Genomic DNA, 13,937 nt, shown 5'->3' on the forward strand with positions numbered 1-13,937 from the left:
CAATTTCGTCTACCCTGCATTATCAAGCCATAGCTTCGGCGATCAGATCCCCGGCCGCTTCGGCGAGCACGGCATCGTGGGCCTCGCCGTGAACAGGCTCCTTGCCGATCTCCAGCATCACCGGCACTGCGAGCGGGGAAATATGATCCAGCGCGCGATGCGTAATGTGGCCCTTGATTCGTCTCAGCATATCGCCAAGCCGGGAAATATCCAAAAGGCCGCTCGCAGCATCCTGGCGCGTCGCCTGTAGCAGGATATGGTCCGGCTCGTGGCTGCGCAGCACGTCGTAGATCAGATCGGCCGACACCGTAACCTGCCGTCCGGTCTTTTCCTTGCCAGGGTGACGGCGCTCGATCAAGCCTGCAATCACGGCACAATTGCGGAAGGTGCGCTTCAAGAGGAAAGATTCGTCGAGCCAGGCTTCAAGATCGTCACCGAGCATATCCTCATCGAAGAGATCGGAAAGGCTGAGACGGTCGTTGCGGATCATCAGGCCCATGTCTTCCAGCCCCCAGATGCCGAGCGAATAGTCCGTTGCGACGAAACCGAGCGGCTTGGCGCCGGCCCGCTCCAGGCGCCGGGTGAGCAGCATGCCGAGCGTCTGATGCGCGAGGCGGCCCTCGAATGGATAGGCCACCATGTAGGCGCGGCTGCCGCGCGGAAAAGTCTCGATCAGCAGTTCGTCGCGCTCCGGGAGCATCGACTTGTCCTTCTGCAGCGACAGCCAGTCGCGGACCTGATCCGGAAGATGGTGCCAACGGTCGGGATCGGCGAGCATCGATCGCACCTGATCGGCAAGATAGGTCGAAAGCGGAAACTTGCCGCCGGCATAGGACGGGATTTTCGGATCAAAGGAGAAGGCTTGCGAGACAAGCGCCTCGTTTTCGCGGATGCCTTCGAAGCGGAGCACCTTGCCGGAGAAGATGAAGGTGTCGCCCGCAGAAAGCTGTTCGAGGAAATATTCCTCCACCTTGCCGAGGGTGCCGCCGCCGCGGCCAATCTTGCCTGTCTCGCCGCGCTTCACCATCCGGATGTTCAGCATCGGGCTTTCGACGATGGTGCCAAGATTCAAGCGGTACTGCTGGGCAACCTGCGCATTGGAAACACGCCAGAGGCCCTCCTTCGTTTTGCGGATGCGCGCATATCGTTCGTAGGTGCGCAGCGCATAGCCGCCGGTCGCGACGAAATCGACGATCTGCTCGAAGGTTTCCCAAGAGAGATCGGCATAGGGCGAAGCGCTCCTCACCTCATCGTAGAGTTCCAGCATATCGAATGGTTCGGCGCAGGCCATGCCGAGCACGTGCTGGGCAAGCGCATCGAGCGCGCCGCGGCCGACGGGCGGGGTGTCCTGTGCGCCGATATAATTGGCGTCGAGGGCTGCCTGGCATTCCATGACCTCGAAACGGTTGGCGGGAACGAGAATCGCCTTGGAGGGCTCGTCCATGCGGTGATTGGCACGGCCGATGCGCTGGGCAAGGCGCGAGGCACCCTTCGGCGCACCGACATGGATGACGAGATCGACATCGCCCCAGTCGATCCCGAGATCGAGCGTCGAGGTGGCGACGACAGCACGCAGCCTGTTGGCCGCCATCGCGGCCTCCACCTTGCGGCGCTGGGCGACATCGAGCGAGCCGTGATGCAACGCGATCGGCAGGTTTTCCTCGTTGACCGTCCAGAGTTCCTGGAAAAGCATTTCGGCCTGCGATCGCGTGTTGACGAAAAGCAGCGTCGTTTGGTGCTCGGTCAGCTGCCTGTAGATATCGGGGATCGCGTATCTGGCGGAATGGCCGGCCCAGGGGATGTGCTCATCCGTCGAAAGGATCGAGATATCCGGTTGGGCGCCACCTTCGACGGTCACGAGACCGGCGTGTCGTTCCCTGCCCTCCTCCTGCGCAACCAGCCATTTTTGAAGGTCGATCGGTTCGGCAACCGTGGCGGAGAGGCCGATGGTGCTGAGGCCCGGCGCGAGGCGGCGTAGCCGGGCAAGACCAAGGGAGAGCATGTGGCCACGCTTTGACGTGACCAGCGAATGGAGCTCGTCGAAAACGACATATTTCAAGTCCTTGAAGAAGCGTTCGGCTTCCTTGTTGGCAAGCAAAAGCGCGACCTGCTCCGGTGTCGTCAGCAGGATATCGGGCGGATTGAGCTTCTGGCGCTGTCGCTTGGCGTTCGGCGTATCTCCGGTGCGGTTCTCCACGGTGACGGGCAGGCCCATCTCCCCTACCGGCTTCATGAGGTTGCGCTCGATATCGACGGCAAGTGCCTTCAGTGGCGAAACATAGAGCGTGTGGATGCCTTTAAAGCCGGCACCCGGCCGGCGCTTGCCGCGGCGGGTGAGATCGGTCAGCGCCGGCAAGAAACCGGCAAGCGTCTTGCCGGCACCGGTCGGCGCGATCAGCAGCGTGCTCTCGCCTGCTTCGGCGCGGGCCAGCAATTCCAGCTGATGAGCGCGCGGCCGCCAAGCCTTTTCCGCGAACCAGCGGATAAAGGGGGCGGGCAAGGCGGCGCGGGCTTCGGTATCGATCTGGTCCACGGGACAAAGGTAATGAAACCGACGTGAAATAGAAGAGCGGCCGCGCTTCACATGGCGATATAGCGGTCCTTGCGATGGTTGATGGCGAGCGTGAGGTTGAGCACCACGGCGCCGAGCACCGAGCAGGCGATGATGAAGGGGCTGGCGACGAAGAAGGAGAGCGCCAGGACAAGGCCATCGAAACCGAGCTGTACCAAGCCCGCGCGCCAGCCGAAGCGGTCCTGGATGTAAAGCGCCAGGATGCCGATGCCACCGAGGCTTGCGCGATGGCGGAAAAGCGCCAGCATGCCCGCGCCGATGACAAGGCCGCCGAAGAGAGCACCGGCGACGGGATCGACGTGCGAGAGCCCGATGAAACGTGGCGCGATTTCCGAAAGCACGGAGGTCAGTGCAATCGCCACAAAAGTCTTGACTGTGAAGGCGGGGCCGAGACGGCGGAAGGCGAGATAATAGAACGGCAGGTTCACCGCAAAGAAGCAGAGGCCGAAGCTCCAGCCCGTCGCGTAGTGCAACAGGAATGCCATGCCCGCCGTGCCGCCTGCCAGAAGGCCAGCGCTGGAGAGAAGCGAGACGCCGAGCACAGCGAGCATGCTGCCCGCCACAAGTCCCTGTGCGTCATCGAAAAGCGAGTGCCTGTCCGACGACGAGTTCACGAGTCCGGCGAGAGCGGCTTTTTCTGCCATTGGTTTCCCCTTGGTATTTCGGTTGTTCTATCCGGCCATTCGGGCTTGGCAAGCAGGATTTCGATCGGCTGTTGACACATCTACTAATCGTGGATATTTTTTATCCACGAATTGAAGAGGACCCCGCATGAAAATGGGTGACGGCGTCGAACAGGCGATCCACAGCGTCGCGATGCTCTCCGGGCTTTCGGAAGGCGGCGTGCTGTCGGCGGCTGCGATCGCAGAGTTTCATGGCGTTTCGACGAGTTACCTGCTGAAGCACCTGCAGGCGCTATCCGGCGCGGGCATTCTCGACACGGTGCCGGGGCCGAAGGGCGGATATAAGCTTGCGAAAGTGCCAGAGGACATTTCCCTGCTCGATATCGTGCTTGCCGTTGAAGGGCCGGCACCGGCTTTCCGCTGTGCTGAAATCCGAAAGCGCGGGCCAAACCCGCTGCCGCAGCGCTATTTCGCCAAGCCCTGCCAGATCAGCGCTGCGATGCAGAAAGCCGAGCGCGCCTACCGCACCGAACTCGCCAAGATCAGTGTCGCCGACATCCTGACCGAGCTCTCCGCCGCAGATGATGGCGGGATCGCCGCACGCGGCTGCGCATTCCTTGAGACCCACGAACGCAAAAAGGCTTACTGAGCCATAACCCAAAGGAGAAAATTAATGCAGGCACGTTTCAACTTCGCAAAGGCCTCGCCGGAAGCCTACAAGGCGGTTGCCGCCCTGGAGCAATATGTCCAGAGCTCCGGCCTCGAGCGCCGCTTCATCCACCTCATCAAGCTGCGCGCCTCGCAGATCAACGGCTGCGCCTACTGCGTCGACATGCATGTCAAGGAAGCCCGCCATGATGGCCTTGGCGAACAGTGGATCAACCTGATCTGCGCCTGGAAGGAATCGCCGGTCTACGACGCGAAGGAACGCGTCCTGCTCGGCTGGGTCGATGCCGTCACGAAGATCGCGGAGACCGGCGCACCGGATGCGGACTTCGAAGCCCTCAAGGCGCATTTCAGCGAGGAGGAAATCACCAAGATCACGGTGGCGATCGGCACGATCAACGTCTGGAACCGGCTGGCCGTCGGCTTCCGCAGCCAGCATCCGATCGATCAGCCGGCGAAGGCTGCGTGAGGAATTTTGCCCACAGCAAAAAGCTTGAGGCACTGCTTGAAGCGACCGACCCGATGAAAATCGGGTCGGCAAAAATGTCGATCAGCTGCTACGCGCACCTGATCCATCGAAGTTATTGATAATCTCACGGATGACTTGGGCGATCTTTTCCGCCGAGGAGCCCTTGGCGTACTCCTCGTTCATGCGGCGTCTGATAAGTTTTTCCAACTCTGACATGTCTTCACCTCATCTATCCGGCGCGGGGCGAGTGTCGCTCTCAGCCTGAGAGGAGGCAAGTTACGATTTGTTTATGATTGAACTGCCGCTTCGGGGCCTACAGCGCGATGTAACGATCCGCGCGGTGGTTGATGGTCAGGAAAAGATTGAGGACGACAGCGCCGAGAACGGAATAGACGACCACCGGCGGCGTGGTGACGAAAAAAGCGGCGGCAAGAACACACATGTCGACGGAAAGCTGCACGAGACCGGCACGGATGCCGAAACGCTCCTGCATGTAGATGCCGAGAATGCCGACGCCGCCGAGACTGGCGCGGTGGCGGTAAAGCGCAAGGAGGCCGAAGCCGAGCAGCAGGCCGCCCAGTAGCGCTGCCCAGGCTGGATGGATGCTGGAAATCTCAAAAAAACGCGACTGAACATCGGCAAGCACCGATGTGAGACCGATGGCGACAAAGGTCTTTATCGTGAAGGCGATACCGAGACGCTTCCAGGAGAGATAAAAAAACGGCAGGTTGAGCAGGAAGAAGGCAAGGCCGAAATTCACGCCGAAAGTATAGTGCAGCAGGAAGGCTATGCCGGCCGTACTGCCGGTGAGAAGCCCGGCACTGGCGAGCACGTAAAGGCCGAGCGCAGACACGAGGCTGCCGGAGAATATGCCCTGCACATCTTCGAGCGGCGTATGGCGCGTTGCGCTGGTGTTCCAGAAACCAAGGGCACCGATGCGTTGAGCCATGGCGGCAATCTCCAACAGCAGAAGAGGTCAAATCGCCGGAGAAGTCCCCGCGCGACGGATTGTGGATGGTGATCAGGCTGAGGCGTTCCTGCTTGTTCTTCCGCGGCGCCGGTCAGCTAATGAAGGGAATTATCGAGCTTTTCGCACTTGCGAGCAAGCGAAATATGTAAGCAATGCTGACCTATTTTCAAATCGCAATATTTATGCGCGAAAGGCTATCGCCGTGCAAGGAATAGAATGCCGGCGACCGGTTTGCCGCCATCCTTTCGAATCGTGGTTCTGACGGTTTCGATGATTTCGAAACCGTAACGGCGACAAAGGCTGCGAACATAGGCTTCCGTGTGAGCGTAGCGCAGCGACGGCGCGAGATGAAAACCGTCTCCCTCGCCCGCGTCTTCGACCGAGAAGGCGAAATCCGCACCGGATGCGGCGAGGCGATCGACGATTGCGAAGGCGCTTTCGAGATTGCCGAGATACATGAGCACATCGGCAGCCGCGATCAGATCAGCGCGATATTCTGCGCCATCCGCAAAGATGCCTGAGCCTTCTGGCGCAAGAGAAAGGTCGGCTTGGGCCAAGTGATCGTAGGTTGCTTTCTCCTCGGCCTTGGCGAGCATGTTCTGCGAGAGGTCGTAGCCTTCAAGCCGCCCGGCACGGGCGCAAATTTCCGCACCGAGCAGGCCGGTGCCGCAGCCGAGATCAACGGCCACCGAATATTTGCGGCCGGTGGCGGCGACAAGTGCTGCGAGTTTCTGCGGAACGCTGTAGTCCAGCTTTTCGACGAGCGAGGTTTCGAAACGGGCGGCATAATCATCAAACAGCCGCTCGACATAGCGGCTCGGGGGCCGGTCCGGCGTTTCGGAATCACCGAGCACGGCGAGCTTTAGGCTTGCGCCGAAAATATCCTCGGGATCGAGCGCCAGCGTCTTGCGATAGGCTTCGATCGCGGATTCCACTTTGCCGGCCGTCTCCCGGTAGCTCGCAAGGCGATACCAGCCGGCAGCCCAGAAGGGCGTCAGTTCCAGCGCCTGCTCCATCAGTTCAGCGGCCGCATCCGGCTCGCCGCCCTCGTTAAGCATTTTCGCATAGTCGGCGCGGCGGTCGGCGATGACGTCGCCGGAGGAAAGCTGGCTTTGCTGCATGATGTGGCCCGTTGAATGCCTGCGCATTTGGCGGCGGCCACAAAAAAACTCAAGTCCTATTTCAGAGGCGGAACGGCCAGTTCCGGAAAAGGCTTGCGGGCGACGCGCCGCAACCGTATTTCAGGGCAAACAGGAGATGGCGCATGTCCGATCAGGTAAACAAATTTCTGGGCGACTCGCTCGGCCGCACATTGGTGAAGCTCTTGGTCGTTTCACTGATTGTCGGTTTCGTGATGACCGTTTTCGGATGGGCGCCGCTGGACCTCGTCTATAGCATCCGCGATTTTATCCGCGAGATCTGGTACCGGGGTTTTTCGGCTCTCGGCCGCATCGGCGATTATCTGCTGCTTGGCGCAACGGTCGTCATTCCGATCTTCATTATCATCCGACTTTTCAACTTCCGCCGGTAAACATGACATCCATCGATCTTTCCAGGCGCAATCTGCTGCGCATTTCGGGCCTTGTCCTCCTGACGGGTGTCGCAAGCTGCACGACCGCACCCAGAATGTCCTCCACGCCTTCGGACGGGGAGGACGAGACGGCGGCGGCGCTGCCGCTTGTCAACCAGCTTCGTGCCAAAAACGGCCTGACGGCGCTTCGCGTCGATCCGGCGGCAAGCGCTGCGGCAATCTACCAGGCAAAGCGAATGGCAAGCGCCGGCAAGATGAAGCACCTGATCGGCATGACCGACAGTTTCGGCGCACGCGTGACGAAAAGCGGCGTGCAGCTTCCAGCGGCCGAAAACATCGCCGCCGGCCAACAGAGCGTCGAGGCCGTGGTGACGGCCTGGATCAACTCGCAGCACCACCTCGAAAACATGCTGGGACGCTATAACGGGCTCGGCGTGGCCGTTGCGCACAATACGTCTTCCCGCAACATACCTTATTGGGCCATGGTTCTTTCTAGCTGAGGAGGCGGCTCGACGGTTCAGTAGGAAATCTGCCCGTCCACAATCTGTTCTCCGCCCGAGGAAACCTCCCGCTTCAAGACCTCGCGCTTCAAGACCTCGCGCGCCTCCGGATTGATGACCGCGACTGGAGCCGCAACGGCTACGCGCGCTGCCGAACCGGCGAAATTGGCCGCAGTCATTCCGATCTGGTTCGTCACGCTCGCCTTTCCCCCATCCAGGCTCTGTCCCGCCAGCCGCCGCCCGAGCAGGCGCACGATCTCGGGAGTGTCGGCAAAGGCATTGTGGCCGAGCGGATCGCTCGTTGCGATGGCGGTCGTGTCGATGACGGAAACGCCGAGTTCTTCGAGCAACGGTGCATAGGGCCTGAGATCGGATCCACCGACGCGGTCGACCCCGCCCGACAGCCAACTGGAGACCTCCAGGGCCTTGTCGCGTGTCGACGTCAGGATTGCAAAATGCGGCCGTTTTGGCCCCATTTCAACGAATTGACGACGAAACACGTCGATATCGATGTCCGGCGAGGCCAGTATGACATTCTTGACCTTCGCCGGGATTGATTTCTCGCGCATGGCGACGCCGCGCAGCGCCTCTGCCGCAAGCCAGCCTCCCATGGAATGAGCGAGAATCGTCACGTCTTGAACATCAGGACTTCTTGCGGTCTGAAGGATGAGATCCTCAAGAGCCCGACGCGAGTAGTTGGCGCTCTCCTTGTCATAGAGGTAGTCGAACGCGCGCCCCCGTGACGGCCAGGTGAAGAGGATCGGCGCGGCATCGGTTCCGGAGTCATGGACAATCTGCGCGAAGCGGAGACCGCGTCGGCATAGGTATTGTTGAATCCATGTACGAAGATGATGACCTGGCGCCTGGAGTTTCGGTTCTTGCGGTACCAGTCCAGGGCCTGGCCTTCGGACTGGACTTTCGCGACCTCCGTGACCGCAAACTCCCTTTCCGGCTTGGGTGGCATTCGTGAAGGCCACTGCACCTCCCCGATCTTGCGGTTGCGGTCGGGAGGTATGGACACATCGACGCTGTTGAGGGAAATCGCCGTCCCGCGGTCGCCGGAATAGAGCTTGCCAGGATCTTGCGACGGTTTGCGCGTCGTGGCGACAAGCATGGTGACCCGGTTCGTGTCCGTCGGGGCTACGGCGAGAGGCTGAAGAACATCCTGCACCCGGTTGGCGCAACCCGATGCAACGAGACATAGGGTTAGAAGAAGGGGTACGGTTCGCCCGATGCACGCGCGACGGATGGCAGCGATCGTCTGAGCGAACCCAAGCAGGGTGAGACCCTGGGCATTGCGCCCAGGGAGCGAGTGCGCTGTTGTCATTTCAGGGCTGCTCGATTTCACGGGGTATCCGGAACCAGGCAACGTAGAGCGCCGGCAAGAAGAGGAGCGTCAGTGCCGTGCCCACGACGATACCCCCCATCATCGCATAGGCCATGGGTCCCCAGAATATCTCGTGCGAGATCGGGATGAGCGCCAGGGTAGCGGCTGCTGCGGTGAGCATGATCGGCCGCATGCGGTGTTCGGTCGCCTCCACCACCGCCTTCCAGGGCGACATTCCCGCGGCTTGCAATTCCTCGATCTCCACAATCAGGATCACGGAGTTGCGGATGAGGATGCCGACGAGCGCGAGCACGCCCAGGAGTGCGACGAAGCCGAGCGGCGCATGGCTTGCAAGCAGCGCAACGACGACGCCGATCAGCGCCAGCGGGGCAACCGAGAAGACCAGGAAGAGCCTGTGGAAACTCTGGAGCTGGATCATCAGGAGCGTCGCCATGATGACGAACATGGCCGGTGCCGCGTTTGCAATGGGACCCTGGGACTTGGCGCTTTCTTCGACTGCGCCGCCGACTGCAACGGAATACCCAACCGGCAGCGTCTTTTCGAAGGCCGCAACCTTGTCGGAGAGCGCCTTCACGACGGTCGCTGGCTGGGTTGCATCGCCGATCCCGGCCTTGATCGTGATGGTCGGAGCTCTGTCGCGCCGCCAGATCGTCGGCTGTTCGAGCTCATAGTGGAAGGTTGCGACCGATGACAGTGGGACGGATTGACCACTGCTGCTCTGCAATTGCAGATCAAGCAGGGTGTCGATCGAGCCGCGCTCCTTTTCTGCGGCACGGCCGATGACATCGACCAGATAGATGTTGTCCCGGACCTGCGTCACCGCGTTTCCCTGTACGACGGTGTTGAGCGCCATTGCGATATCCTGGGACGAGACGCCGAGCTGTCGGGCCTTGTCCTGTAGCACGTCTATCTTCACGACGCGGGCCGGCTCGTTCCAGTCGAAGGCCAGGTTCCTTAGGGAAGGATCAGTGCCGACGATCGATCCAAGCTTCTGTGCCAAGTCGCGCACCGTCTGCAGATTTTCGCCGGACACACGGTACTGAATCGGCTTGCCGACCGGCGGTCCGATTTCCAGCAGCTTCACATAGGCATCCGTTCCGGGAAAGGTTTTCTGAAGGTAAGCTTCCGCTTCTTGCTTCAGCTTGTCGCGGGCGTCGAGTCCCTTGGCAACGATGATCGTCTGACCGAAGGAAACGTCAGCCGGCTGCACGTCGAAGGAAAGGATGAAGCGCGGCGCGCCTCTCCCGACATATGTCGACCAGTGCTCGACCGTAGGGTTGCCGGCCAGCATCTCGTGTTCGAACTGAGCCATTTGACGGCTCGTTTCGGCAATTGAGCTGTTCTGCGGCAGATTCCAGTCAACGATCAGTTCCGGCCGATCCGAACTCGGGAAGAACTGCTGTTGCACCATCGTCAGGCCCACGATCGATCCTGCGAAGAAAACGACTGTTGCGAAGATCGTTATCCAGCGCCAGCGCAGGCACAATTGCAGCATGCTCGAGAATGCTTTCGCAACCCGGCCCTTGTGCTCGGCATGCTTCTTCATCGTCTTCGGCAGCAAGGTCACGCCGATGAGAGGCGTGAACAGGACGGCAACGATCCAGGAGACGACAAGCGATACGGCGATAACGACGAAGAGGGTGAAAGTGAACTCGCCCGCGCTGCTCTTGTTGAATGCGACGGGGATGAATCCCGCGACAGTCACGAGCGTGCCGGTCAGCATCGGAAAGGCCGTGGACGTGTAGACGTAAGTGGCGGCCTTCTTGAGACTGTCACCCATTTCCAGCCGTGCCACCATCATCTCAACGGCGATCATGGCGTCGTCGACGAGGAGGCCGAGCGCAATGATCAGCGCTCCGAGCGAGATGCGCTGCAGGGATATGCCTGTATAGAGCATCACCATAAAGGTGATGCCGAGAACGAGCGGGATCGCGATTGCCACGACGAGGCCGGCCCGGAACCCGAGGCTGATGAAACTGATCGCGAGCACGATCGCGACCGCCTCGAACAGGGCCTTCGTGAAGCCACCCACTGCCTCGTCAACCACTTTCGGCTGGTCAGAGACCTGTTCAACGGAGACGCCGACCGGAAGATCCTGTACGATCTTGCTCATCGTCTTTTCGAGCGTTTCGCCGAAGGCAAGCAGATTGCCGCCCGTCTTCATACCAATCGCAAGCCCGATCGCGGGCTTTCCGTTGAAGCGGAAGAGCGACGTCGGCGGATCGACGTAGCCGCGGGTGATCGTTGCGACGTCGGTCAGCGGGAAAAAGCGGTCGTTTACCCGAAGATTGATCCCACGCAAGGTCTCTTCGGAGATGAAGCGTCCGCCGACCCGCAAAGCGACCCGCTCCGGCCCGGTTTCGACAAAACCGGACTGGGTGACGGCGTTTTGCGCCTGTAGCGTGGCAATGATGGCGGCGCGGTCGATGCCGAGGGCGGCGATCTTGCGGGTGGAGAACTCGAGATAGATCACCTCATCCTGCGCACCGACGATGTCGACCTTGCCGACGTCCTGGATCTTGAGAATCTGCGTTCGGGCACCTTCGGCGAAATCGCGCAGGTCTCTCTGACTAAGGCCGTCGCCCGTGAAGGCAAAGATATTGCCATAGACGTCGCCGAACTGATCGTCGAAGAAGGGTCCGACCACGCCTTGGGGGAATTCGTGTTTGATATCGTCGATCAAGTTGCGGACACGCGACCAGGTGGGCTTTACGTCCCGCGCGTTTGTATCCGGCAACAGGTCGACGAAGACGATCGTCTGACCAGCGGTCGTGATACTGCGGGTATGTTCCAGCTTGTCGAGTTCCTGGAGCTTCTTTTCGATGCGGTCCGTAACCTGCTGTGTCACTTCCTCGGCAGAAGCGCCGGGCCATTGGGCCTGGATCACCATCGTCTTGATCGTGAAGGATGGATCCTCCTCGCGGCCGAGCGACAGGTAGGCAAAGGCGCCCGCCACTGCGAACATGATCATGAAATACCAGACGAGAGAACGATGCTCGAGCGCCCAGTCCGAAAGGTTGAATTTATTCACGGGCGTAGCTCCTGTCCCAGTTTCACTTTTTGTCCATCGACGAGCTCGTTGACTCCGGCGATGACGACTTCTTCTCCTTCCCGCAGACCGGACAGGACCCGGACGGAACGGGCGTTGGACGGCCGGCCATCGAGCTGAACCGATCTCGGCGTGACTTTTGCTGTCGATCGATCCACCACCCACACGTGGCTGGCGCCACCTTCGGCGCGGATGGCGGAGACCGGCAGAGCGATCGCCTGCTTCCTTTCTTCGGCAAACGGTGTCGCGGTGGCCACTGCGCCAAGACGGAAGATCTCCGGCGCATGATCGATGGCGATCTTCAGCCGATAGGTGCGGGTGTTGGGATCGGCCTGAGGCGCGATCTCGCGGACGACGCCAATGGTTTGAATCGTGCTGTCGAGCTGAAGGGCGACGTTGAACCGGTCGTCCAGACGAATGTTACTGAACTGCGCTTCCGGAACGTCGACGACCACGTCGCGCTGCTCGAGGCGTGCCAGTTTCAAGACCGGCTGGCCCGCCGAGACGGTCTGGCCCATTTCCGCGGACGTGGCCGTGACGACGCCATCGAACTCGGCCCTCAGCTCGGCGTAGCCTAGCTGCTCACGCGACTTGGCAAGGCTGGCCGTTGCTTTCGCAGCATTGGCTGCAGCCGACTTGAGCTGCTGTTCGGCAAGATCGTGATCGGCAATGCTTGCCGCATTGCTCTGCATGAGCCTTCGCTTGCGCGTTTCCGTCGTCGCGGCGTTCTCCAACTGCGCCTGGGCGTTGCGCAGATCGGCTTCCGCGCTCTTGACCGCGAGCTGCAGACTGAGAGGATCGATCTGCGCGAGGACATCGCCCTTGTGGACCAGGTCGCCGACGTCGACCTTGCGAGACACCATTTTTCCGAGCGTCCGGAACGCCAGATCGGTTTCGATACGGGCTCGTACGACCCCGGGCAAGCTTGCCGCCTGGTTTCGTTCGGCCGCGGCTATGACGACTTTGACCGGACGGGGAGCTGGCTCCTCTCCTGCGACGGAGTTTTGATCACAGCCTACAAGCAGCGAGACCGACACAAGAAGCGGGAGAGAGGCGCATATGCGATTAAGGGTCATCTCACTTGCCATCCCAGGCGACCGCCTGGCCTTCCTTGAGGAACTTTCCGCCTTCGGTCACGACCAGGTCGTGCGGGGCGACGCCGCCCGTGACGACGAAATCGCTTTGGCGGTACCGACCGACAGAGATCTTCCGGAGCGAAACGGATTGGTTTCGGGCGTTGACGAGCCACACGGCGGGTTTGCCCTCGGCTGATGCTATCGCGGTGTACGGCAGCACGATTCCGTCGCGCGGCGAGGCCCGCAGCTTGCCCACTACAGGCGTTCCAAGCGGCCATGGCGTACCTTCCTGGAGCCCCACCTTGATCCGGATCGTGCCTGCCTTCGCGTCTATGACGGGCGAGACCTCGCGTATGGCGGCATGGACGTCCAGCGAGGGGTCGGAGACTGGTGCGACCTCGACGTCCTTCAGCGGCCGGCCATCCAGAAAGAACGCCTCGAAGACATCGAACACCGCATCTCTTGGGCCGTCGTGGGCGAGCGTGAAGGCAGACTGCGCCGCTGATACCACCTGCCCCGCTTCAATGCCGCGCGACGTGATGATGCCGTCCGCGGCGGCCTTCAGCTCGGTGTAGGACAGCGCGTCCTCGGCCGTCGCGAGCGCGGCCTCAGCGGCCTCGAGGGAAGCCTGCGCACTCAAGAGTTCTTTTTGGGCGTCATCAAAGATCGCCCGAGGAACCGCTTGCGACTGTAGGAGCGACCTCGACCGTTCGAACGCCAGCGTCTTCTGTGCAACGACGGCCTGTGCCGACTCCAACGCGGCGCGGGCGACGCTCACGTCCGCCTGCTGTTCCGTGTCGTTGAGCCTTGCAAGCACGTCGCCGGCGTGGACGTGCGATCCGACGTCGACCTTTCTGTCGAGAACTCGACCGCTGACGCGAAAGGAGAGTTCGGTCTGGACCCGTGCCTTCATCTCCCCGGTGATCTCCGCACCCGGTTGATACTGAGCCGCCGACGCCGCAACAACGCGGACCTGCTGCTGCGGCGGCGCCACTTCAGCTTTGTCTTCGCAGGCAGCCAGTACTGCGCAGGCGAGACCAATTCCCAGCAATCGAAAGGACTGCATGTTTCGCTCCGGTAGGGTTTGCGACCAAAAGAGAGCTGCGTTGTTCGTTCGCAGTCTCCAATCTGAT

Annotated in this window: 12 protein-coding genes and 1 pseudogene; 4 read left to right on the forward strand and 9 right to left on the reverse strand. The window is 61.0% G+C overall.

Going from position 1 to position 13,937, the window contains the following annotated elements; all coding sequences use genetic code 11:
• Positions 1-22: 22 nt before the first annotated feature.
• Both BLP23_RS04480 and BLP23_RS04485 read right to left on the reverse strand, forming a co-directional pair.
• Complete coding sequence (locus BLP23_RS04480; RefSeq protein ID WP_092583695.1) at positions 23-2,533, reverse strand: ligase-associated DNA damage response DEXH box helicase; 2,511 nt, start codon at positions 2,531-2,533, stop codon at positions 23-25.
• Positions 2,534-2,580: 47 nt separating this feature from the next.
• Complete coding sequence (locus tag BLP23_RS04485) at positions 2,581-3,216, reverse strand: YitT family protein (RefSeq protein ID WP_092583696.1); 636 nt, start codon at positions 3,214-3,216, stop codon at positions 2,581-2,583.
• A 127-nt stretch (positions 3,217-3,343) separates the two neighbouring features.
• Between BLP23_RS04485 and BLP23_RS04490 the strand changes: the two genes are divergently transcribed.
• Together BLP23_RS04490 and BLP23_RS04495 are read left to right on the forward strand one after the other, a co-directional pair.
• Entirely contained in the window at positions 3,344-3,844 is a 501-nt protein-coding gene (locus tag BLP23_RS04490; protein WP_092583697.1) for an RrF2 family transcriptional regulator, read from the forward strand.
• A 24-nt stretch (positions 3,845-3,868) separates the two neighbouring features.
• Positions 3,869-4,330, forward strand: a complete 462-nt coding sequence (locus tag BLP23_RS04495; protein ID WP_092583698.1) for a carboxymuconolactone decarboxylase family protein — start codon at positions 3,869-3,871, stop codon at positions 4,328-4,330.
• A gap of 81 nt (positions 4,331-4,411) precedes the next feature.
• Here the strand turns inward: BLP23_RS04495 and BLP23_RS34920 are convergent, their stop codons facing one another.
• From BLP23_RS34920 to BLP23_RS04505, 3 genes are all read right to left on the reverse strand, one after another.
• On the reverse strand, positions 4,412-4,546 hold the full coding sequence (locus BLP23_RS34920) for a hypothetical protein (protein ID WP_267890066.1): 135 nt from the start codon (positions 4,544-4,546) through the stop codon (positions 4,412-4,414).
• A gap of 97 nt (positions 4,547-4,643) precedes the next feature.
• Positions 4,644-5,279 (reverse strand): YitT family protein, encoded by a 636-nt coding sequence (locus BLP23_RS04500; RefSeq protein WP_092583699.1) that lies wholly within the window; start codon positions 5,277-5,279, stop codon positions 4,644-4,646.
• Positions 5,280-5,494: 215 nt separating this feature from the next.
• A complete protein-coding gene (locus tag BLP23_RS04505) occupies positions 5,495-6,421 on the reverse strand; it encodes a class I SAM-dependent DNA methyltransferase (RefSeq protein ID WP_092584269.1) in 927 nt (308 codons plus the stop codon).
• A gap of 143 nt (positions 6,422-6,564) precedes the next feature.
• On the opposite strand from BLP23_RS04505, the gene BLP23_RS04510 reads away from it, so the two are divergent.
• Positions 6,565-6,831: a DUF6460 domain-containing protein gene (locus BLP23_RS04510; RefSeq protein ID WP_022718289.1), complete on the forward strand. Its 267-nt coding sequence runs from the start codon at positions 6,565-6,567 to the stop codon at positions 6,829-6,831.
• 2 nt (positions 6,832-6,833) lie between these two features.
• Entirely contained in the window at positions 6,834-7,331 is a 498-nt protein-coding gene (locus BLP23_RS04515) for a CAP domain-containing protein (RefSeq protein WP_092583700.1), read from the forward strand.
• 17 nt (positions 7,332-7,348) lie between these two features.
• Here the strand turns inward: BLP23_RS04515 and BLP23_RS04520 are convergent.
• From BLP23_RS04520 to BLP23_RS04535, 4 genes and pseudogenes are all read right to left on the reverse strand, one after another.
• Positions 7,349-8,658, reverse strand: a pseudogene (locus BLP23_RS04520) (alpha/beta hydrolase).
• Between the two features lies 1 nt (position 8,659).
• Complete coding sequence (locus BLP23_RS04525; RefSeq protein ID WP_092583701.1) at positions 8,660-11,710, reverse strand: efflux RND transporter permease subunit; 3,051 nt, start codon at positions 11,708-11,710, stop codon at positions 8,660-8,662.
• Positions 11,707-12,804, reverse strand: coding sequence for an efflux RND transporter periplasmic adaptor subunit (locus BLP23_RS04530; RefSeq protein ID WP_092584270.1), 1,098 nt, complete (start codon positions 12,802-12,804; stop codon positions 11,707-11,709). The genes BLP23_RS04525 and BLP23_RS04530 overlap by 4 nt, the downstream gene beginning before the upstream one ends.
• Before the next feature lies 1 nt (position 12,805).
• Complete coding sequence (locus tag BLP23_RS04535; RefSeq protein ID WP_092583702.1) at positions 12,806-13,870, reverse strand: efflux RND transporter periplasmic adaptor subunit; 1,065 nt, start codon at positions 13,868-13,870, stop codon at positions 12,806-12,808.
• Between the last annotated feature and the right edge of the window lie 67 nt (positions 13,871-13,937).

Origin of the sequence: Rhizobium mongolense subsp. loessense (genome assembly GCF_900099775.1) — a bacterium.
Taxonomy (GTDB): Bacteria; Pseudomonadota; Alphaproteobacteria; order Rhizobiales; family Rhizobiaceae; genus Rhizobium; species Rhizobium loessense.